Annotated in this window: 40 protein-coding genes; 37 read left to right on the forward strand and 3 right to left on the reverse strand. The window is 64.6% G+C overall.

Annotated elements, in window-relative coordinates:
* Nucleotides 1-189 precede the first annotated feature (189 nt).
* The 11 genes from OG874_RS00175 to OG874_RS00225 all read left to right on the forward strand — a co-directional run bounded on the left by OG874_RS00175 (nucleotide 190) and on the right by OG874_RS00225 (nucleotide 4,969).
* The gene (locus tag OG874_RS00175; RefSeq protein ID WP_330253066.1) at nucleotides 190-927 is read left to right on the forward strand and encodes a PE-PPE domain-containing protein; all 738 of its coding nucleotides are present in this window, start codon (nucleotides 190-192) and stop codon (nucleotides 925-927) included.
* Entirely contained in the window at nucleotides 927-1,160 is a 234-nt protein-coding gene (locus OG874_RS00180; RefSeq protein ID WP_330253067.1) for a hypothetical protein, read from the forward strand. Before OG874_RS00175 ends, OG874_RS00180 begins: the two co-directional genes overlap by 1 nt.
* A gap of 120 nt (nucleotides 1,161-1,280) precedes the next feature.
* Nucleotides 1,281-1,622: a helix-turn-helix domain-containing protein gene (locus OG874_RS00185; protein ID WP_330253068.1), complete on the forward strand. Its 342-nt coding sequence runs from the start codon at nucleotides 1,281-1,283 to the stop codon at nucleotides 1,620-1,622.
* A 457-nt stretch (nucleotides 1,623-2,079) separates the two neighbouring features.
* Entirely contained in the window at nucleotides 2,080-2,397 is a 318-nt protein-coding gene (locus tag OG874_RS00190; protein ID WP_330253069.1) for a hypothetical protein, read from the forward strand.
* Complete coding sequence (locus OG874_RS00195; RefSeq protein WP_330253070.1) at nucleotides 2,390-2,671, forward strand: hypothetical protein; 282 nt, start codon at nucleotides 2,390-2,392, stop codon at nucleotides 2,669-2,671. The genes OG874_RS00190 and OG874_RS00195 overlap by 8 nt, the downstream gene beginning before the upstream one ends.
* Nucleotides 2,664-3,392: a hypothetical protein gene (locus OG874_RS00200; RefSeq protein ID WP_330253071.1), complete on the forward strand. Its 729-nt coding sequence runs from the start codon at nucleotides 2,664-2,666 to the stop codon at nucleotides 3,390-3,392. The genes OG874_RS00195 and OG874_RS00200 overlap by 8 nt, the downstream gene beginning before the upstream one ends.
* Nucleotides 3,385-3,735, forward strand: coding sequence for a hypothetical protein (locus OG874_RS00205; RefSeq protein ID WP_330253072.1), 351 nt, complete (start codon nucleotides 3,385-3,387; stop codon nucleotides 3,733-3,735). The genes OG874_RS00200 and OG874_RS00205 overlap by 8 nt, the downstream gene beginning before the upstream one ends.
* Complete coding sequence (locus tag OG874_RS00210; protein ID WP_330253073.1) at nucleotides 3,728-4,186, forward strand: SLOG family protein; 459 nt, start codon at nucleotides 3,728-3,730, stop codon at nucleotides 4,184-4,186. The genes OG874_RS00205 and OG874_RS00210 overlap by 8 nt, the downstream gene beginning before the upstream one ends.
* Nucleotides 4,183-4,431, forward strand: a complete 249-nt coding sequence (locus tag OG874_RS00215) for a hypothetical protein (RefSeq protein WP_330253074.1) — start codon at nucleotides 4,183-4,185, stop codon at nucleotides 4,429-4,431. Before OG874_RS00210 ends, OG874_RS00215 begins: the two co-directional genes overlap by 4 nt.
* Nucleotides 4,428-4,661, forward strand: coding sequence for a hypothetical protein (locus tag OG874_RS00220; protein WP_330253075.1), 234 nt, complete (start codon nucleotides 4,428-4,430; stop codon nucleotides 4,659-4,661). The genes OG874_RS00215 and OG874_RS00220 overlap by 4 nt, the downstream gene beginning before the upstream one ends.
* Entirely contained in the window at nucleotides 4,658-4,969 is a 312-nt protein-coding gene (locus OG874_RS00225) for a hypothetical protein (RefSeq protein WP_330253076.1), read from the forward strand. The genes OG874_RS00220 and OG874_RS00225 overlap by 4 nt, the downstream gene beginning before the upstream one ends.
* Here OG874_RS00225 and OG874_RS00230 read toward each other — a convergent pair.
* Nucleotides 4,945-5,220, reverse strand: coding sequence for a hypothetical protein (locus tag OG874_RS00230; protein WP_330253077.1), 276 nt, complete (start codon nucleotides 5,218-5,220; stop codon nucleotides 4,945-4,947). The genes OG874_RS00225 and OG874_RS00230 overlap by 25 nt on opposite strands.
* 326 nt (nucleotides 5,221-5,546) lie before the next feature.
* On the opposite strand from OG874_RS00230, the gene OG874_RS00235 reads away from it, so the two are divergent.
* The 19 genes from OG874_RS00235 to OG874_RS00320 all read left to right on the forward strand — a co-directional run bounded on the left by OG874_RS00235 (nucleotide 5,547) and on the right by OG874_RS00320 (nucleotide 12,778).
* A complete protein-coding gene (locus OG874_RS00235; protein ID WP_330253078.1) occupies nucleotides 5,547-5,942 on the forward strand; it encodes a hypothetical protein in 396 nt (131 codons plus the stop codon).
* A 134-nt stretch (nucleotides 5,943-6,076) separates the two neighbouring features.
* Nucleotides 6,077-6,490 carry a hypothetical protein gene (locus OG874_RS00240; protein ID WP_330253079.1) on the forward strand — a complete coding sequence of 138 codons (414 nt, stop codon included), beginning with the start codon at nucleotides 6,077-6,079 and terminating at the stop codon, nucleotides 6,488-6,490.
* Nucleotides 6,487-6,735 carry a hypothetical protein gene (locus OG874_RS00245; protein WP_330253080.1) on the forward strand — a complete coding sequence of 83 codons (249 nt, stop codon included), beginning with the start codon at nucleotides 6,487-6,489 and terminating at the stop codon, nucleotides 6,733-6,735. The genes OG874_RS00240 and OG874_RS00245 overlap by 4 nt, the downstream gene beginning before the upstream one ends.
* A complete protein-coding gene (locus OG874_RS00250; RefSeq protein ID WP_330253081.1) occupies nucleotides 6,725-7,087 on the forward strand; it encodes a hypothetical protein in 363 nt (120 codons plus the stop codon). The genes OG874_RS00245 and OG874_RS00250 overlap by 11 nt, the downstream gene beginning before the upstream one ends.
* A 59-nt stretch (nucleotides 7,088-7,146) precedes the next feature.
* Nucleotides 7,147-7,380: a hypothetical protein gene (locus OG874_RS00255; RefSeq protein ID WP_330253082.1), complete on the forward strand. Its 234-nt coding sequence runs from the start codon at nucleotides 7,147-7,149 to the stop codon at nucleotides 7,378-7,380.
* A 17-nt stretch (nucleotides 7,381-7,397) separates the two neighbouring features.
* The gene (locus OG874_RS00260; protein WP_330253083.1) at nucleotides 7,398-8,033 is read left to right on the forward strand and encodes a hypothetical protein; all 636 of its coding nucleotides are present in this window, start codon (nucleotides 7,398-7,400) and stop codon (nucleotides 8,031-8,033) included.
* 132 nt (nucleotides 8,034-8,165) lie between these two features.
* Nucleotides 8,166-8,288, forward strand: a complete 123-nt coding sequence (locus OG874_RS00265; RefSeq protein WP_330253084.1) for a hypothetical protein — start codon at nucleotides 8,166-8,168, stop codon at nucleotides 8,286-8,288.
* The gene (locus OG874_RS00270; RefSeq protein WP_330253085.1) at nucleotides 8,285-8,449 is read left to right on the forward strand and encodes a hypothetical protein; all 165 of its coding nucleotides are present in this window, start codon (nucleotides 8,285-8,287) and stop codon (nucleotides 8,447-8,449) included. The genes OG874_RS00265 and OG874_RS00270 overlap by 4 nt, the downstream gene beginning before the upstream one ends.
* Nucleotides 8,449-8,931: a hypothetical protein gene (locus OG874_RS00275; protein ID WP_330253086.1), complete on the forward strand. Its 483-nt coding sequence runs from the start codon at nucleotides 8,449-8,451 to the stop codon at nucleotides 8,929-8,931. Before OG874_RS00270 ends, OG874_RS00275 begins: the two co-directional genes overlap by 1 nt.
* Complete coding sequence (locus tag OG874_RS00280; RefSeq protein ID WP_330253087.1) at nucleotides 8,928-9,212, forward strand: hypothetical protein; 285 nt, start codon at nucleotides 8,928-8,930, stop codon at nucleotides 9,210-9,212. Before OG874_RS00275 ends, OG874_RS00280 begins: the two co-directional genes overlap by 4 nt.
* Nucleotides 9,213-9,375: 163 nt before the next feature.
* A complete protein-coding gene (locus tag OG874_RS00285) occupies nucleotides 9,376-9,759 on the forward strand; it encodes a hypothetical protein (protein WP_330253088.1) in 384 nt (127 codons plus the stop codon).
* A complete protein-coding gene (locus OG874_RS00290; RefSeq protein WP_330253089.1) occupies nucleotides 9,756-10,022 on the forward strand; it encodes a hypothetical protein in 267 nt (88 codons plus the stop codon). The genes OG874_RS00285 and OG874_RS00290 overlap by 4 nt, the downstream gene beginning before the upstream one ends.
* A complete protein-coding gene (locus OG874_RS00295) occupies nucleotides 10,019-10,411 on the forward strand; it encodes a hypothetical protein (protein WP_330253090.1) in 393 nt (130 codons plus the stop codon). The genes OG874_RS00290 and OG874_RS00295 overlap by 4 nt, the downstream gene beginning before the upstream one ends.
* On the forward strand, nucleotides 10,408-10,653 hold the full coding sequence (locus tag OG874_RS00300; protein ID WP_330253091.1) for a hypothetical protein: 246 nt from the start codon (nucleotides 10,408-10,410) through the stop codon (nucleotides 10,651-10,653). The genes OG874_RS00295 and OG874_RS00300 overlap by 4 nt, the downstream gene beginning before the upstream one ends.
* The gene (locus OG874_RS44565; RefSeq protein WP_442943248.1) at nucleotides 10,650-10,871 is read left to right on the forward strand and encodes a zinc finger domain-containing protein; all 222 of its coding nucleotides are present in this window, start codon (nucleotides 10,650-10,652) and stop codon (nucleotides 10,869-10,871) included. Before OG874_RS00300 ends, OG874_RS44565 begins: the two co-directional genes overlap by 4 nt.
* Nucleotides 10,864-11,151: a hypothetical protein gene (locus tag OG874_RS00305; protein WP_330253092.1), complete on the forward strand. Its 288-nt coding sequence runs from the start codon at nucleotides 10,864-10,866 to the stop codon at nucleotides 11,149-11,151. Before OG874_RS44565 ends, OG874_RS00305 begins: the two co-directional genes overlap by 8 nt.
* Nucleotides 11,151-11,864, forward strand: coding sequence for a GTP cyclohydrolase II RibA (gene ribA, locus OG874_RS00310; protein WP_330253093.1), 714 nt, complete (start codon nucleotides 11,151-11,153; stop codon nucleotides 11,862-11,864). The genes OG874_RS00305 and ribA overlap by 1 nt, the downstream gene beginning before the upstream one ends.
* On the forward strand, nucleotides 11,864-12,259 hold the full coding sequence (locus OG874_RS00315; RefSeq protein ID WP_330253094.1) for a hypothetical protein: 396 nt from the start codon (nucleotides 11,864-11,866) through the stop codon (nucleotides 12,257-12,259). The genes ribA and OG874_RS00315 overlap by 1 nt, the downstream gene beginning before the upstream one ends.
* A 351-nt stretch (nucleotides 12,260-12,610) precedes the next feature.
* A complete protein-coding gene (locus OG874_RS00320; protein WP_330253095.1) occupies nucleotides 12,611-12,778 on the forward strand; it encodes a hypothetical protein in 168 nt (55 codons plus the stop codon).
* A gap of 271 nt (nucleotides 12,779-13,049) precedes the next feature.
* Here the strand turns inward: OG874_RS00320 and OG874_RS00325 are convergent, their stop codons facing one another.
* Both OG874_RS00325 and OG874_RS00330 read right to left on the reverse strand, forming a co-directional pair.
* Complete coding sequence (locus tag OG874_RS00325; RefSeq protein ID WP_330253096.1) at nucleotides 13,050-13,307, reverse strand: hypothetical protein; 258 nt, start codon at nucleotides 13,305-13,307, stop codon at nucleotides 13,050-13,052.
* A gap of 251 nt (nucleotides 13,308-13,558) precedes the next feature.
* Nucleotides 13,559-13,714 carry a hypothetical protein gene (locus tag OG874_RS00330; protein WP_330253097.1) on the reverse strand — a complete coding sequence of 52 codons (156 nt, stop codon included), beginning with the start codon at nucleotides 13,712-13,714 and terminating at the stop codon, nucleotides 13,559-13,561.
* 114 nt (nucleotides 13,715-13,828) lie between these two features.
* On the opposite strand from OG874_RS00330, the gene OG874_RS00335 reads away from it, so the two are divergent.
* The 7 genes from OG874_RS00335 (at nucleotide 13,829) to OG874_RS00365 (ending at nucleotide 15,925) form a co-directional block, all read left to right on the forward strand.
* The gene (locus tag OG874_RS00335; protein WP_330253098.1) at nucleotides 13,829-13,996 is read left to right on the forward strand and encodes a hypothetical protein; all 168 of its coding nucleotides are present in this window, start codon (nucleotides 13,829-13,831) and stop codon (nucleotides 13,994-13,996) included.
* A complete protein-coding gene (locus OG874_RS00340) occupies nucleotides 13,993-14,253 on the forward strand; it encodes a hypothetical protein (RefSeq protein WP_330253099.1) in 261 nt (86 codons plus the stop codon). The genes OG874_RS00335 and OG874_RS00340 overlap by 4 nt, the downstream gene beginning before the upstream one ends.
* 209 nt (nucleotides 14,254-14,462) lie before the next feature.
* Entirely contained in the window at nucleotides 14,463-14,759 is a 297-nt protein-coding gene (locus tag OG874_RS00345; protein ID WP_330253100.1) for a hypothetical protein, read from the forward strand.
* On the forward strand, nucleotides 14,756-14,911 hold the full coding sequence (locus OG874_RS00350; RefSeq protein WP_330253101.1) for a hypothetical protein: 156 nt from the start codon (nucleotides 14,756-14,758) through the stop codon (nucleotides 14,909-14,911). The genes OG874_RS00345 and OG874_RS00350 overlap by 4 nt, the downstream gene beginning before the upstream one ends.
* On the forward strand, nucleotides 14,908-15,309 hold the full coding sequence (locus OG874_RS00355; protein ID WP_330253102.1) for a hypothetical protein: 402 nt from the start codon (nucleotides 14,908-14,910) through the stop codon (nucleotides 15,307-15,309). The genes OG874_RS00350 and OG874_RS00355 overlap by 4 nt, the downstream gene beginning before the upstream one ends.
* Nucleotides 15,306-15,758 carry a hypothetical protein gene (locus OG874_RS00360; RefSeq protein WP_330253103.1) on the forward strand — a complete coding sequence of 151 codons (453 nt, stop codon included), beginning with the start codon at nucleotides 15,306-15,308 and terminating at the stop codon, nucleotides 15,756-15,758. Before OG874_RS00355 ends, OG874_RS00360 begins: the two co-directional genes overlap by 4 nt.
* A complete protein-coding gene (locus OG874_RS00365; RefSeq protein ID WP_330253104.1) occupies nucleotides 15,755-15,925 on the forward strand; it encodes a hypothetical protein in 171 nt (56 codons plus the stop codon). The genes OG874_RS00360 and OG874_RS00365 overlap by 4 nt, the downstream gene beginning before the upstream one ends.
* The last annotated feature ends 4 nt before the right edge of the window (nucleotides 15,926-15,929 follow it).

The following is a 15,929-nucleotide window of genomic DNA, read 5'->3' on the forward strand; positions in this document are numbered from 1 at the left end:
GCGGCATCCGAAGAATCCCGAACTCCGCTGTTTCCGGGAGGCCGGGCATCGGGGCATACATCTGGCCAACGACTGGCACCTCACGATCGAGCCGACGACTCTGCTGAGCGGGCGTACGCCCACCCGAACTGGACTGAATGCCGGATGGGATAGCAGGCGCCTATCCGCCCCGATCGAAGGAGCCGCATCGTGACCACCTATTCCGTTCTGTGGCTGCCGGGTACCGGATTCTCTACAGGCCCCGACCTCATCAGCTCTACGTTCGGTGCCGCCCTGGACCCATACCGGTTCCAGTTCGAGTCTCTGCGGTACCCGGCTAGCTACGGGTCGCTTGAAATGTCGTTCGCCGAAAGCAAGGCGGTCGGCCGTCAGATCCTGATCGACGCCATCCGCGCCACCCCTTACCGGGCGATCCTCGGCGGTTACAGCCAGGGTGCAGGCATTGCAGGATCGCTGGCCGCTGAGATCGGCCGCGGTGAACACCCGGACCTCGAGGTGGCGGCGTGCGCGTTGATCGCCGATCCCGCTCGTCCCGCCGGCGCAGGTATGCCGGACTGGCCTGTCGCTTCCGGGTACGGCATCGCCGGGCAACGACCGGTCGACGGTGTGCCTACTTGGTGGGCCGCAAACGAGGGCGACCCGATCTGTGCCCTGCCCGTCGGGAATCCTCTGCGGACTCTGGCTGATGTGTCGGAGTACTACTCGCTGCGCTCACCGGGGGATGCGCGGCAGTGGATGGAGAAGCTGCTCGAACGGGCGTCGCAGAACCGTTGGCAACGCTGGTGGTCGATTGAGAACGTCAGGTCGTGGGGCGGTGCTGTCGCCTACGCGCGCGGCTATCTGCTCGACGGCAGGCATACCGGCGACTACATCGGCAGGGGCCACGCCGTTCGTCTCGCCCAGGTAGTGAATGAGGCGGTCGGCTGATGGGGAACCTGACGGACCACGCCCTGGCCTCCCTCATCCCTACCGGCGCCGCCCATGTCGCGCGGTGCGTGTGCGGGGAGAAGTTCACACGCCGTTTTTGGGAGCAGGCGGAGGAGTCCCACACCAAACACGCCGCCGAGATGGCGCGGGTAGCGGCGAGACGACCGAGCGCGGCGGAGAACCGTACCGCGGTCGAGGCCCTGCATGAGCCGCTGTTCGGGGAGGTGTCGTGAGTACCGACCTGAAGGCGATCATGGCGCGCGACGAGCGGCGCCGGGAAGCACCTTCCGATTCAGGGGGCGTCTTGATGCAGCGCAAGGGGATTGGTGCGGGGGTCGCGGAAGGTGGACGTGATGGTCAGGGACGCCTTCGTGCGCAAGCCCGTAGACCGCTACGAATGGGAGCGTTGGTTGCGGCGGACGTTGATGCCTGCACCGCTGAAGTATCTGGGGCTGATGGCGGCCACGTACGGCAACCAGGACGGCACGGAGGTGCGTCCGGGCGTGGGGCGGCTTGCGCGGGTCATGTGCGTGTCGGAGCGGACGGTGAAGCGGTCGCTGTCGGACTTGCGGGAGTACGGGTTCCTGGAGCGGACGAAGCAAGGGAATCGGCATGCGAAGCACGCAGACACGTATCGGTTGACGGTGCCGTCGGATGTGTTGGAGTTGCCGATTCTGGATCCGGACGAACGGTAGCAGTCTGGGGGACATCAGTGGCCCCTGGAGTTATCCACAGGCTGGCATGTCTGGGGGTCACCGGTGTCACTCAGAGTTGTTGTGGCCGAGCGGGTCTGGGGGCCATGGGTGGCACTCGGACATGTGAAACGCCGACAAGTCTAGGTGACATCTCAGCAATGTCTGGGGGCCATCTCAGCAATGTCTGGGGGCCATGGGTGTCACCCCACCAACCCATACATACCAACCAACACCAACCCACTACTACGTCCCCGGCTTTTCAACGCAACTCACCAGCGCCCGTGCGAGCCCTGTGGATAAACCCAGATTCGATTCATGTCGGCGGCGGGTTGGGGGACGCGCCCGACTTGCGCGCACATAGCCCGTTTCCGCACGCCAGTCCAGTAACGGACACCCGACCGGTATCGGACAGGTATACCGCCACACCCCCGAAATTCCGACCACCGCAAGGAAAGCCATGCCTGACCAGACCGAACTCGATCAACTGAAAGCGCTTCTCGCTGACAGCGAATGGCACGACCTCACCTACGAGGAGGACGTGGACGGCTTCGACTTCGTCGAACGCGTAAACGGCGAGAACCGGAGCTGGACCCGCAGCGTTGCGATCATCACGCGCGGGCCGTCCGGACAACATTATCGGTGGCGTTTCGAGGAAGGGCTCAATGAGGACCATCCCGATTTCGGTCCGGCCAGTAGCGGTGACCCCAAGGTGACGCCAGTCCATTCGGTCGAGGAGACCGTGGTCGTCCGCAAGTGGGTGGCCAGCCATGCCTGACCAGACCGCACGTCTCCGCGACGAACGTCTCCGCGAACTTCGGGACAACGAAAACGTGTGCACCAACAAGGGTGAGCGCGCCATGGCCGCCGAGTTGCTCGAGCTGCGCCAGCGTCTCGCCGAGCTGGAGGCCGAGCGGGAGCGTGTGGTCGCTCTCGCCGAACGGTGGGAATCCGCAACCGAACTCGGCACCGGCACCGGCACCCCAAGCATCATCACCCGGGCATTCGCTGCGGAAGTCCGTGCCGCCCTGGAAGGAACCCGAAGTGTCTGAGATCCCCACCCCCACGCAGGATCTCGTCGCCCTGGATCGGGTCACCGAGATCGCCAGCGACGCAGGACTGTGCACCTCCGGTCTGGTGGTCCTGCTCGAGCGCCTCCGTGAACCGATCCTCACTGACCGCAAGCGGCGTCAGGCGCTCGGTCGGGCACTCGCCACCGAGTGGAAGTGGGTCGACCAGGACAGCGAGGGATACGACGAGATAGCCGGGCACCTCCTCGCCGCTATCGCCTCTGTGGGCGCTGAGATCGTTTGGCCGTCACCGGATAGCGCGGAGACACCTGAAAGTCCGGCAGCGGACGCCACAGCCCCAGGAGCGGTGACCTCCGCATCACGCTGCCAGGCGACGACCGTGGATCCGTCCGACAAGACGGGCTGCGCAGTCTGGTGCGAACTCCCCAACAGCCATGCGGGCAGACACTTCGCCCACGTCCGATTTGTGGAGCCCTCCATCTCGCGGGCGCCAGTACCGACTGTCCACTGGGCCGATCCGGAATCGTCCGCGCGGGAGAAGATTCTCGCCGAACTGGCGGCCACCCAAGCGCACTTCCAAATCCCGGCGGCACCGCGCGAGCTTGTCGCCGAGGCGTTCAAGCTTGCCCACAAGACGGACGATGCCGAGCGCGGCGTGGATGTGTTCCTCCGCGAGAACCTGCTCGGCGCAGCGGCGCGGCTCATCGAGGCGATCGAGTGGATGGATTCGATCGATGCCTGACCCCACTCCGCTCGAGACGGCCCTCGTCGAGGCATGCGAATTCGCTGTCGCTCACGGTGTCGACTCCGCGATCTGCCCTGACGATTTCGCTGTCCAGCATCGCCCACCCGGCATCCACGCAGTGTTCGTCAACTCCGATGTCGCGGTGATCGTCGTACTCGACCACCGCGGCACCGGGACATTCGGGCTCGCTGATCTCGACTGGCTGCACTTCCCCGATTCGGAGAACGGCACCGAACCGTGCGGTGACTACTGCACTCCATACCGGCCGATGGAAACCGTCTACCTGCCTGGCGACGAGCCCGCGTCCGCCACCCCGAGAGTTGAGGTAACCCGTGCCTGACACCTTCCGAGTTCTGGTAACTGGCTCCCGGTCGTTCCCGTCCGAGGACGCCGTGTGGGAGCGGCTGGCGTTCGTCCTCGCCGAGAACCTCCCGGACGGCGGAACCCTGACCGTCGTGCACGGGGATTGCCCGACGGGCGCTGACCATTTCGCGCACACCTGGTGTGCGCTCCCGAGCGGAGACGAAGTCATCGTCGAGGAATGCCACCCCGCCGACTGGGCGAAGCATGGGAAAGCGGCGGGCCCGATCCGCAACGCCGAGACGGTCGCGGCCGGAGCGGATCTCGTGCTGGCGTTCCCGCTTCCCGGTGACCGCAACCAGTCTCGCGGCACCTGGCATTGCATCGACACCGCCCGCGCTGCTGGGTTGACGGTGGAGATCGTGCCACCGGCCGGACCGCGGTTCACTGCCGGCGAAATCGCTGAGGCGAGACGGGCGGCCCAGGGATGAGCGAACCAACTGAGGACCCGTTCGAGTCGCTGCGCTCAGCAATCGCTTTCAGCTCCGCCGACTGGTCTGAAGCCCGGGACTTGGCTTGGATCTACGGGATTGTCCTGGGCTGGGATCCCGACCCAGGTGAGGACGAAGACGGCGCGATGGATGTGGTGGCGCAGCGCTTCAGCTGGGACGCCGCGAACGTTGCGCGCTTGCGGCGTCTGCACGCCGCGTTCGAACAGCATGCGGGGATGCCGTGAGCCCTGACAGGTACGGGGACAGCGACCCGCCGACCCGCTGCCGTGACCCCCGCTGCGGGAACGGCTGCCCGAAGGGGTGGATCGGCTACGACGACGAGGGCCGCCCCATTCCGTGCCTGGCGTGCAAACCGCATCTGGCGAAGACCAGCGCCGACGTCAACGACTACTCCGAGCGCACACCGAGCGCTCGAGCACAAGCAGCAATCGACAACGAGGAGAACCGCAAATGACCATCACCGCTGACACCTACCGCAAGAAACCCGTCGAGATCCAGGCGATGCAGTGGGACGGCACCACCGAGGGCGCGACAGCGATCATCGACTGGGCACTGTCGCTCGACGGAACCATCCGGTACCACTGCGAGCCGGAAAACGGCTGCGACGGCACCGCTGGATCGCATCGCCTCGCCGTTGACACGCTGGAGGGCACGATGCTCGCCAATCCTCGCGACTGGGTGATCCGTGGCATCAAGGGCGAATTTTATCCCTGTAAAGACGAAATATTCCGGGCTACCTATGAGGCTGTGGCGTCGTGCTGACGCTCCCAGGTTCGCGTCTCCCAGGACTTGATGCGGTGGCAGTTGGCACAGCGCACAACGCAACGGTGCCGCTCGATCTCGGCTTGCACGGCCGCGACCGACTTGAGCGACGAGATGTTGGCCGTCTTCCCTTCCATGTGGTCGATGTCCAGTGCGGCCGGATGTTTGTTATAGCCGCAGTCCACGCAGCCTTGTGTGGTCTTGTACATCGAGATCCAGTCCTTGACCACGCGGATGCGCTTGTTCGCCACCGCGTTGTAATGCGCCCTGCGCTGAGGGTTCGATGCGCGGTTCGCGTAGTCCCGGCGACGCTTCTCTGGCTCATACGACCTCTTCGGCCGCGCTCGATTCCTGCACAACGGCGAACAGTACTTCGCGACTCGCTTCGTCTCGAACTTGACGTCGCACACGACGCAAATCCGTTGCTGCGCTACAACTTTATCCCACGGAGGCACCCTCAAATGATACCAGAACATGATCGTGAACCGTGCACGCCCAACATGTTCTACCCATGTCGCGATGACATCTTCCAGGGCAGCTACGACGCAGTGGAGGCAGGCGAGTGAGCACACCAGGTATGGGCGCCGACGAAATGCGTGGCTTCCCTGGCCGTGAAGCGTTCGGCGCGAAGATCCGTGCATCCTCGGCGATCCCGCAACACCATGGCCTGCCCCGCGAGTACGACGCGATCCTCGTCGGGGTTGTTACCGAACTCGGAGAGGTGTCACGGCGATTCCCGCCCCGCAACTCGATGCATGAGGGCTGGGCGCTTCTTCGTGAGGAGGTGGATGAGCTGTGGGATGAGGTGAAAGCCGGGGACGTCGATAGGGCGCTGGCCGAGGCTCAGCAGGTGGCGGTGTCGGCGCTGCGGTTCATTCACGACATACAGGCGTTGCGCAGGAAGGCCGACGGCTCGGAGGATGACGAGCCCGTGCATCCGAGGATGCGTCTAGGTGGGGAGCAGGGCGCATGACCCAGATCGTCAGAACTCCTCGGCTCGGAGAACGCCCGCACGACTACCTGTCGACAGCGTGCTGGCATGAGAACCACGACCGGTGCCGCCAGGAGTGCAAGTTCTGTGAGCGTCCGTGCCGCTGCCATTGCCACGTGTTCGCTCAGGGTGTCGAAACCCCCTCGCCCTCACCCGTTGTCGCGACACCAACCGCTGGGTCGGCAGCGTTGAAGCTGGACGGCAGTTTCGGGGGTCCTGCGCCACACGCGAACTCACCCGCCGGGGCCGAGTATGCACCGCAGCTGGATCCGGTGGCGTGCATCGCCAAGTTGGAGGCCCAGTTGCAGACCGCCCGGGAGATGTACACCAGCGCAAGGGAACGCGCCGCGGAGCTACGCACCGAACTGGACGCGAAGAAACGTCAGCACGCTGAAACCCTCAACTACCTCGAGCGCGCCTACGAGGTAATCGAGAAGGATACCGCCGCCCACCAACGCCTGATCCGAGCGTTGTGGAAGTCCCGCCGCGACTGGCAGACCCGCGACATCGCCGAAAGTCCCGGCAAATGAAGCAGGGCGAGATCAAGCACTGGTACCCGGGCGAATTCGTCTTCGCCGTAGTCGACGGCGAACACGTCTGTTTGAGCATCAAGGACATGCCAGTCGCCGACGCCGAGATGCGGGCATTGCGACGCAAGCTACGGGACCGGAACCGGGAGTACGGGCGGGCATCGCGAACCATCCACGCTCTGCGTGCCGAGGTCGCGCTCCTGCGTCAGCGACTCAACACCGAAAGGCCCGCTAATGGCGAGTGACCGCGACACCCTGGCCAGCGCCTTGGCCGTCCTACTGCGCGCCAGAGGGGTGCTCTACCCAGAGAATGCCGCCGAGGTTGCAGTCGACGGTGGTTGGCGTCCACCCGCCCAGGTGATCGAGACACCCGAGAACGAAGGCGATTACACCCCAGCTATCGCAGCCCTCGACGCGCTTCCGTACCGCACTGTCGTCCAGGTTCGGAACCACGTGTACCAGGGCATCGGGTCGGGTTGGTGGGACACGGTCGGCCGCCATCGTTCATTCAGCACCGAGCAGGTGGTCGACGTGGCGGACGGCGACGAGATCGCCGTCGTGTGGTCCCCGACCGAGAAGGCGGGGGACAGCAAGTGAGCCGGATCGACGGTCTACCGACAGAGAAGCTGGCCGCAATCGATCTGACGATCCGACTAGTGAGCGAGCGAAATCGTCACCCGCTGGTTCCTCCGGTCCTGTCGGAACTCCGCAGTGAAGTCAACGCCGAGTTGGAGCGTGACCGCGCCTTCGGTGCCGCGCTCGCCCGGACGGGACTACTCGATATGCGGCCTGCTGAATTGTCGCCGGATGTCTTGGGTGCGTTGGTGCGAGCGGCAGTGGAGGCGACTGGACACGTGATTGTGTCGACCGAGAAGGCGAGGACCGAATGAGTGACCCTCGAGAGGCGTTGGCACGCCTGCTGATGGATTGGGGATGCACCGACGAGGACGCCGGTCAATGCGCCCGCGAGATCCTCGCCGAGTTCCTGGTTGTCCCTCGCTATACAGATGGCACCGAGTACGCCACAGTTTCCATGGTCCGCGAAGGGGAAGCGCCAGGCAAGCTGCTGCCGCTGTGCACCCTGACCGATGCCCGTCTCGACATTCAGACCTACACGACAGGTAGCCGCGTCTACCTCGCGGGCTGCATCGCGACGAGCGACACCGAAGCAGGCGAAGCGATCAACCGAGTAGATCTCTTAACCACCCTGTTTGCCGTGTGGGGCGCGGAGTACCTGCGCATCAATGCGTGGCGCAGAGACCGTATGTCCGGTGGGTACATCATCGAATGCAGCCAAGCCGCCGACGTCGGCTACGCGAAGATCAACGGCAAGGATACGTGCCTGCGACTCGTCGAGCCTTCGCCTCCACGGCCTTGCGAAGAATGGTTGCCTGCCGAGCGCGACCGAGCGATCCGAGATCTCGTCGGGAAGGTCATCCCCCGGCCGAGTGTGCTGGTTCCAGACTGGGCGAGCACGCCGATGCAGCTTGTGCGGTGCGATCCATGGTCGGTTATCCCGCTGCCCGAGGAGCGCCATGCGTAACCCGTGGCTGCCTCCTATACCCACACCTTGCCCGGTTTGCAGTGAGCCGATCGTGTGGTTCTACGAGGTTCATGTCTGCCCCCGAGAGCGGCAACGCCACCCTATCCCGCTGCCCGAGAACGGAGAGCAGCGATGAACTACGAGATCCGTTGTCCGCATTGCGGCGCGAAATTTACGGCGTACGAGTGGAGCCACCACGCGCCTGACTGTCCGTACGTGACCGATCCGCTGGCCGAGGATGGAGAGCAGTCGTGAGCGCCGACCCATTCACCGCAGCGGACGCCATGGATGACATTCGACAGACGCTGGCCGACAACGGGTTCCACATCCTCCTCCATTGGAGTCAGGGCCTGATCTATCGGATGCCGAATGGTGACCGGTTTGAACTTCGTGTGAGTAAGAAGAGGGGCAAGTGATGGCTGACCGTGACCTGATAGCCGAAGTCGAGAAGCTGTTGTCGGTGCAGCCTTCCGATCATCAAGCCGCCTACGAATGGCTGCGACGCAACCAACGCGACTTCGTTGCCGCGTTGGAGGCTGCTCAGCGCCCCCCACAGATGCCGGGATACCCGATGGCGCTGGCTGATTTCGACGGCTGGTTGAACCACGGCGACCGCGGACTCAGCTCGAACATGATCGTGGCCGTCATCACCGGCGTCACCGATCTACCCGGCAAACGTGTGCAGGCCAGCCTCCACCTTCCCGGCGATGCGGGCGATTTCTGGCGCTGCGAGAACCTCCTGCGCGCTGTCCCTAACGCACGTGAACACCTCGACCTGGTGGCTGCGGAGAGTCCGGAATGGGCTGCGCTGGTCGAGCATTGGGACGAACTGGTGACGCTCGACCGTGATGCTTTGACGCGGCGGATTAAGGCCCTGATTCGGGAGGTGAAGCCGTGAGCGACTTGACCCGCGAGCATCTCGAGACCTTCGTGGCCGATCCGCACCGTGCGAGCGAGGACGAAATCCGGGCTATGGCGCGCGAACTGATCGCGCTCGGATCCCCGGACGGCTACGTCGTGCTGTGCAAGTCCCGGCTGCTCGATGGCGGTTGGCGCTACCGCACTGTCGGCTCTGCTGTCCAGGTGCATGCGACCGAAGCGGAGGCCGCGAAGTATCGCGCTGTCTCCTCCGATGAGCGCGCCTATGTCGTCGCCGAGGTCCGGGAGGTGCAGCCGTGATCCCCGAGGCCGATACCGATCTCACCCCTCAGCAGTCCGCCCGCTGGAAGCTGACAAAGCTGGCTGCTTCCCTTGTCCGTGACGGGGTGCCGGTTGCGTTGGTGATGTCGGATGCCCGGCAGGGATGCGACCTCGCTACAGGGCAGCGGCGGGAGGTTCAGCCGTGACCGACAATCGACCAACCGACGAACAGCTCACCGCTTGGGCTGAGGACGCCTTCGATTTCCCGCGCTACTGGCAGCCCGAGCATGACCGCTACATCGAGTCTATGGCTGCCGAACTGATCGCCGCCCGCGCCGCGGTGGCATCGCAGCGTCCCACACTCGAGCTTCCGACCCTGGACGGCATCCAACGCTACCTCACAGCCCACCAATGGTTGCCGGGCAAGACGGGGCCAGTCGGAACGCTTTGGGCGAAAGGGGATGTCCGCATCGGTGTGCCGCACGAACTGGACGAAGAGTCAGTGAGTGGGGTGCTGGACAGGCTCGCTCAAGCTGAGCAGCTCGACGTCGGTGCCGTGCTCGCCGAGATCCGGGAGCAGCCGTGACCGTCCCGAACCTGCCTGCCAGGACATGCCTCGCCGACAGGCTGGAGGCCGCGAGGTCGATGATCGCGAAGAAACTCCGCCACCTCGCCGACCGGGTCGACCCGGACACGGGGCCGCGAGCGTTCGGCGCCTACTGGAACCACACCCCAAACGGCATCGTGATCACCAAGACCGATGGGATTCGAATCCATCCCCCAGTTCCTGGGTGCCCACTGTGGTACATGGCCGAGGACTACGACCGGAGTTGGGAGGGCATGTCGTGACCGACGAGCACATTCTCGTGAAGACCGCCGCAGGAATTGGTTTCGCGTACACGATCGAATGCCCCGGCCGCCCGGATTGTGACAGCCGCATCGAATGTCACAAGGACCACAAGGTTGATGGCCGCGACGCCGATGATGGACCGGACGACTGCGAGGAAGGCGACCCCTGGTGCGGCGCCGAGGAATGGGAGTTCCACGGCGCATTCCACCTCTGGATGAGCGAATACGGCTGGACTATCCCGGCCGGGGATTGCGGAGCGAAAACGCATCCATGGCTGTACGACACAGCGAGCGACCTGCTGCACGATCGGCCACCGGGCCGGTATCCGGTACGTGTCAGCTGGGCTGAGGAGATCTTCGATCTCGACCTGCTCGAGGTGCAGCCGTGACCGCCGAGCAGATCCAAGCCTTGCGTGACGCGCTCATCGCCTACGCCAAGACCGACACTGTCGCTGAGGACTGGACACCAGACGCCTGCCGTCAGGTGTTCGCTGATGCCGGGATCACCCTGACTGAACGGCAACTCGAGGCAGCAGCCAAAACGTTCCGGCAGCTGCCATTCCATGGAGGCAGCTACACCGCCGACGCGAAACGACTCCTCAAGGCCATCAAGGAGGCATCACAGCCGTGACCGCGACCATTCACAGCCTGGCCGCCCATCGCCCCTGCCGGCAGGCGCAAGCCTTCGCCGCCCGCCAGAACGCGAAACAGGTCTGTTGCCCGTACTGCGGGGCTCTACCGGGACGCCCGTGTGTCAACCGTTCCACTGTGCAGGCACGCCCGGAAGGGCCACATCGGGGACGTCTCGCCGCAGCAGAAGCTGAACTCGAAAGGAGTCAGGATGCCTGAGGGCACCGACAAGAACACAGCCGAGCTTGCACGCAAGGCGCTCGAATGGTGCGAACGCAACGACGGCGGCCGGATGTACGCCGATGACCGCGACGAAGACCATCCGCAGATGGTCATCCTCTGGGACAACGGAGGCCAAGACGAACTCGGGCATTTCGATGGGGACCATATCGAGGACCTTGAGCTGATCTGCGACCTCGTCAACTGGGCTGTCGAACAGTTGGTGCCGTCCGAGACCCATTACGGCACCCGTACCTATGCCGCCGATAGCGAGAACTGATGGACGCCGTCGCGCACCGCTTGACCCGCAAAGGCCGCGAACTACAGGTGCACGTCATCCAGATATCCGATGACGTCGATGGCGGGCACGCACTGATCTTCGGTGAAGCCACCGATGGGTGCCTGGTCCGGATCCACTCCCGTTGCCTCTACGGGGATGTCCTGGCCTCCGATGACTGCGACTGCGGCCCCGAACTAGAGCAGGCGTTGGACGCGATCCAGGAGGCGGGCGCGGGCATTCTGGTCTACCTCGAGCAGGAAGGCCGTGGCGCCGGGTTGACCAACAAAGCCCGCGGCCTCCAGACCTCCGAACGCCTTGGGCTCGACACCTATGCAGCCTATGAGCGACTCGGACTCGACGCCGACACCCGCTGCTTCAAGCTCGCCGCGGAGGCACTGGCCAGCCTGGGCTTGCGATCCGCGCGGCTGCTCACCAGCAACCCAGCGAAGGTCGGTGCGTTGCGGGAGGCGGGCATCTCGGTGGCTGTGGTGGATGTGTCGACCGAGCCACGTAGCGAGCGGGCCCGCGCGTATCAGGCTGCGAAACGCCGCCGGGCCCAAGCGGCAGGCACGGACCGGCCCTCGATCCTCCAGCCGTACTACAACCACGCCGCACTCATGGACTCGCGGCCAACCCCAACCCCACCGCCGCCCCGCCGGCGGTCACTGTGGGATCGGTTGATCGCGGTCCTGCGCGACGATGGGAGGCAGTGATGAGTCCAGAAGGCCGCGCCTGCGCTGTCCTCGAACTGCCATGGCGGGCACCGAAGCTGTCCCCGAACCTGCGCCTGCACTGGGCTGCTCGAGGACGTATCACCGCCGACGTACGCCAGCAGGCTGGGTGGATAGCGAAGGCCGCGAAGCTCACACCCACGCACCCGTTCGAGGTGACGTTGCATTATCGGCCGGCGCGCAACGGCCGCCGCGATCCTGGGAACCTATCTCTCGACTGCAAAGCTTGTATCGATGGCTTGGTTGATGCCGGTTTCGCACCTGATGACACCCCTGAATTCATCCACGAAACTATCCCCGTCATCCACCTTGCCGAGAAGGGCAAGCCGGGCGCGATGTGGATCGAACTCGTATGGCAGACCAAGGAGGTGGAATGAATGCCTCTCGATGAGATTTGGCGCCGTTTCGAAGAGAAGAAGTGGCTGCTCGAGAAGGAGATCGAGCGCTTGCGACGGATTCGCAGGGCTGCGCGGCGTCCCAGCCTGTTGACCTCCGCCGTCCAGGCTCTGACCGAGAGGTGGAAGCGGTGAGCACTGAGCACATTTATCGCGTCCGCGGAGTCGACCGCGACGGCGGGTCGGTTGAGGCGGCGAAGCCCAGCGCCCGCAGCGCCCGCGCGAGCGTTGAGGATTTGAACCGTCACGCCATGGACCACGGCCGAGCACAGTGCTGGGTTGCTGAGGTCGCAACGGTCGATTGGAAACCACTCGCAGAGGAGGAGTCGACCAATGTCTGACCGGAGCGGCCTGCTGTTCACGCAGCTGGAAGCGGCCACCGTCTTCCAGATCTCGCCGGAGCAAGTCCAGCACCACATCGACCACGGACTGTTCGCTCACATCGGCAACACACTTTCAGGTGTCGCGCTGTACCGGCAGAGAGGGGAGACGCCCGGCTAGAGGCGCGGCCCGAAGACGTCCATGCGGCTGTCGCCCGGCCGCCGCTGCAATCCACGCAGGAAGGCGAGCAACCGGTGGGCGAGATCTCGCCACTGCTGACGTGTCATGCATCGATCGTTGCACGGGCCGGGACTGCCCGGTATAGCAGGCGAGAGGCCGCAACCAGATGGTTACGGCCCAAGCCTTCGGGGCGGTCGCGGGCGACCTCGTTGTCGCCCACTTGCACGCGTCGTTGCGGCTAGCCCTGGAATCAGGTCTGTCGTGCGTCGGACTACTGGCCGAGGTTGGGGAAGGTCTCGCGGACCATGGCGTCATGGTCGGCCTGGCCGACGACGTGCGGTGGTCGAATCCCCGCATTGAGGTAGGCGTACAGGTCGTCGTCGGTGAACTTCGCCCGGAACGCCTTGGACTGCGCCTCGAGTTCTGCGTCTTCTTCGTCGCGGCCGTAGAAGTGTGCTTCGTCAGCTGCGTCGCCGAGGCGGTAGTGCTCGTTGATGGCGTGGATGGCTTCGCGGGTGAGCGCGCTCATCGGATTCTCCTGTCGGGGTTTGGGTTCTGGTCAGTACCGCGCCCACAGGATGGGCGCGAGGGCTAGTCGGTGTAGGTCTCGTCCCAGTGGGCGTCGATGACGTGGTTGATGAGTGCGATGCGGCTGCCGCAGTGCTCTCCGGAGGTGTTGCACTGGGTGGCGGTGGCGGTCATCTATATCTCCTTGGTTGGTCGGACTGGCGGACTGGCCGACGCGGTCCGCACCTTTTCGGTGCGGGCCACGTAAGCGGCTCAGTGGCTGGTGTAGGCCCAATCGCGGAGGTTGGCGGAGGTGAGCGGGGTGCCGTAGTCGGTCATGTGGGTGATGGCTTCGGCGGCTTGCTCAGTGGTGAGGTTGTGGCCGGTGAGGAAGTGGATGGCTTCGGCGGGGGTGAGGGTGGTGGTCATCTGAATCTCCTTGCCTGTGCTGGTGATAGCTCAAGTATGCGTGCATCGAACGCTACAGTCAAGAGGGAGTGTTGCCACTGGCTATACGATGGATTGGCATGTAGCATGTGATGCATGAACGTGGAACGAGCGGAAGCCATGCTGAAAGGCTGGCGGGCCATGCATGATCAACGTGACGACCTAGTCCGCGAGGCGCACAAAGCGGGGATCTCCGTCATGCGCATCCATCACCTCACCGGTATCGCCCGGACCACCATCGACCGCATCCTGGAGAAGAAATGACCGAGCCCGAACAGGACATCCGCGTCGATAACGCGGGCTTTCATGCTGCGTTGGAGGCGTTCATGATGAGCGACCCACACCCGAAGGGCTGGATCACCGAATCGCCCGCCGCCCGAATCGACAGGGCCCTGTACGCCTACGAGTGGGCCAAGCGGGAATACCCGGTCAGTGAGCGACCTGATGGCGGCTGGTCGCAGCAACTGCCTGATCTCGACAAGGTGAAAGAGGCAGTCAAGGCGAAAGAGGCCACCGAATGACCGCCGACTCCACTACCCGCTCAGCCCTCCCGGGTGAGCGCTGCACCTGCGGTCGCCCCGCCCGCGAAGTAATCGTTCACGCTGATGGCCGTGAGACGGGATATTGCGGTCGAGACGATCGCGGTGACTGGTCGGGGCCGTGCCCGTTCTGCGGTGAGGCACGGCATGAGATCGGTCCGTGCCCGCAGTACCGGATACGGGGAGGAAGCATGAGCAAGTGGACCGAAGATCAAGTCTCACTCCCCGCATGGGTTGTGCCGGGCGGGAAGGTGTTCGAGCTTCTCTGCACCACGCGTGGGTATCGAACCCTTGACCAGACCTGGTCCACAATCGACCGTGCGACCGCCGAGTTCGTGACGTTGGTCAACGGCGCCCGGTATCGGATCGCCGACCTGTCGACGGACGAGCCCGCAACGTTCCATCGCGACGGCCGCTCGGACAACCGCTATGTCCTGATGGTTGGCCCCGCCGATCCCCGCATCCAAGAGGAAGGACCGCAGTCGTGAGCGCTGTCCGCACTTTCATCATGCTTGGTATGGCCGCGATCGTCGTTCTTGCGGTAGCCACTGGGCGTCCCGCCAGTGAGGTCATCGTCTGCGCCTTGGTACTCGCTGCCATGCTGCTCGGGTCCGCCTACCTCGGGAGGGTGTCCAGATGACGGATGAGCGCACCCGGTTGGCCGAGTACGTCTACAACCTCGGTCACGCCTTGCATTCGATGGCCTGCCATGGCAACCCGCCCCGCAGCGGGGAGTTGGCGTACAAGCGGATGTCACATCCCCGTCCTGGCGATCTGGTCGTCGAGATCAGCGGGTGGCGTAAGACGTTCGACCCGGACGCGGTCGGTCGTTTGATCCGCATCGACGGCGACCCCAAGTTAGCTGACCGGTGGGTGATCGAACCGTTGCTGCGCCCTGGTGAGGAACAGGGTTGGGGTAACGCACAGTTCGTGGCCGTCCCCGATATCGACTCGCTGGATCGGTGGTCGGGGTTGTACGACGAGCTGGAGGCAGAGCGATCCGCTCGCCGTGCCGCCGAGGAAGGAACGCAGGCATGATCGACCCGGACGACCGTATCGCGGAGCTTCGCCGCCTCCAACAGCACTGGCTGCGCGAGAGCGACCGGCAACGTACCGCCGAGATGGAAGCCGAACTCGCCGCCGTTCCCAAGACCGGCCCGGACGGTATCCCGCTGCCGTCCACCTGCCATCCGTACTACGCGCAGGATAGGGCGCGGGTCCTGTCGTGGCTGGACGGCACTCTCGGCTACGGCTCGCGCGACCGGCTGACCATTCCGCGGATGCCAGTGCTCAAGGCGGCGGACTTCTTCAAGCCGATCGAACCGCAGGCGACGTTGAAGACGGACGAGTTGGAGCGCCGCAAGTTCCGGGCTCCCGCCCCGTACGTGGGGGAGCCATACGAGTTGTGGTGGTCCGCTGGGGTGGATAGGCGCGGCAGGGCGGTTGCGGGCGAGATCCGGTACGAGTTCCTGGTGGTGAAGCCGTGAGCGTTGACGACCAGATCTCCCGCCTGCTGGACGAGACCATGGAAATTGCACGGGCAGCGATCGAGAGGCAGAAGACCACACGCTGGGTAGACCTTGTGGCGCAGGGGGATCGAGACGCCTCGAATGCGTACACGCTGGCGTCGTTGCCGATCAGCGGCAGGAGGTGACGGT

Origin of the sequence: Nocardia sp. NBC_00565, assembly GCF_036345915.1 — a bacterium.
Classification (GTDB): domain Bacteria; phylum Actinomycetota; class Actinomycetes; order Mycobacteriales; family Mycobacteriaceae; genus Nocardia.

Excerpts from the sequence above, each read along its gene's own strand:
- OG874_RS00250 (WP_330253081.1), top strand. The coding sequence starts at position 6,725 with ATGGCGAGTGACCGCGACACCCTGGCCAGCGCCTTGGCCGTCCTACTG.
- OG874_RS00265 (WP_330253084.1), top strand. The coding sequence starts at position 8,166 with ATGAACTACGAGATCCGTTGTCCGCATTGCGGCGCGAAATTTACGGCG.
- OG874_RS00190 (WP_330253069.1), top strand. The coding sequence starts at position 2,080 with ATGCCTGACCAGACCGAACTCGATCAACTGAAAGCGCTTCTCGCTGAC.
- ribA (WP_330253093.1), top strand. The coding sequence starts at position 11,151 with ATGGACGCCGTCGCGCACCGCTTGACCCGCAAAGGCCGCGAACTACAG.
- OG874_RS00275 (WP_330253086.1), top strand. The coding sequence starts at position 8,449 with ATGGCTGACCGTGACCTGATAGCCGAAGTCGAGAAGCTGTTGTCGGTG.
- OG874_RS00245 (WP_330253080.1), top strand. The coding sequence starts at position 6,487 with ATGAAGCAGGGCGAGATCAAGCACTGGTACCCGGGCGAATTCGTCTTC.
- OG874_RS00355 (WP_330253102.1), top strand. The coding sequence starts at position 14,908 with ATGACGGATGAGCGCACCCGGTTGGCCGAGTACGTCTACAACCTCGGT.
- OG874_RS00335 (WP_330253098.1), top strand. The coding sequence starts at position 13,829 with ATGAACGTGGAACGAGCGGAAGCCATGCTGAAAGGCTGGCGGGCCATG.
- OG874_RS00325 (WP_330253096.1), bottom strand. The coding sequence starts at position 13,307 with ATGAGCGCGCTCACCCGCGAAGCCATCCACGCCATCAACGAGCACTAC.
- OG874_RS00305 (WP_330253092.1), top strand. The coding sequence starts at position 10,864 with ATGCCTGAGGGCACCGACAAGAACACAGCCGAGCTTGCACGCAAGGCG.
- OG874_RS00195 (WP_330253070.1), top strand. The coding sequence starts at position 2,390 with ATGCCTGACCAGACCGCACGTCTCCGCGACGAACGTCTCCGCGAACTT.
- OG874_RS00185 (WP_330253068.1), top strand. The coding sequence starts at position 1,281 with ATGGTCAGGGACGCCTTCGTGCGCAAGCCCGTAGACCGCTACGAATGG.
- OG874_RS00320 (WP_330253095.1), top strand. The coding sequence starts at position 12,611 with ATGTCTGACCGGAGCGGCCTGCTGTTCACGCAGCTGGAAGCGGCCACC.
- OG874_RS00340 (WP_330253099.1), top strand. The coding sequence starts at position 13,993 with ATGACCGAGCCCGAACAGGACATCCGCGTCGATAACGCGGGCTTTCAT.
- OG874_RS00180 (WP_330253067.1), top strand. The coding sequence starts at position 927 with ATGGGGAACCTGACGGACCACGCCCTGGCCTCCCTCATCCCTACCGGC.
- OG874_RS00215 (WP_330253074.1), top strand. The coding sequence starts at position 4,183 with ATGAGCGAACCAACTGAGGACCCGTTCGAGTCGCTGCGCTCAGCAATC.
- OG874_RS00315 (WP_330253094.1), top strand. The coding sequence starts at position 11,864 with ATGAGTCCAGAAGGCCGCGCCTGCGCTGTCCTCGAACTGCCATGGCGG.
- OG874_RS00205 (WP_330253072.1), top strand. The coding sequence starts at position 3,385 with ATGCCTGACCCCACTCCGCTCGAGACGGCCCTCGTCGAGGCATGCGAA.
- OG874_RS00360 (WP_330253103.1), top strand. The coding sequence starts at position 15,306 with ATGATCGACCCGGACGACCGTATCGCGGAGCTTCGCCGCCTCCAACAG.
- OG874_RS00345 (WP_330253100.1), top strand. The coding sequence starts at position 14,463 with ATGAGCAAGTGGACCGAAGATCAAGTCTCACTCCCCGCATGGGTTGTG.
- OG874_RS00235 (WP_330253078.1), top strand. The coding sequence starts at position 5,547 with ATGGGCGCCGACGAAATGCGTGGCTTCCCTGGCCGTGAAGCGTTCGGC.
- OG874_RS00225 (WP_330253076.1), top strand. The coding sequence starts at position 4,658 with ATGACCATCACCGCTGACACCTACCGCAAGAAACCCGTCGAGATCCAG.
- OG874_RS00330 (WP_330253097.1), bottom strand. The coding sequence starts at position 13,714 with ATGACCACCACCCTCACCCCCGCCGAAGCCATCCACTTCCTCACCGGC.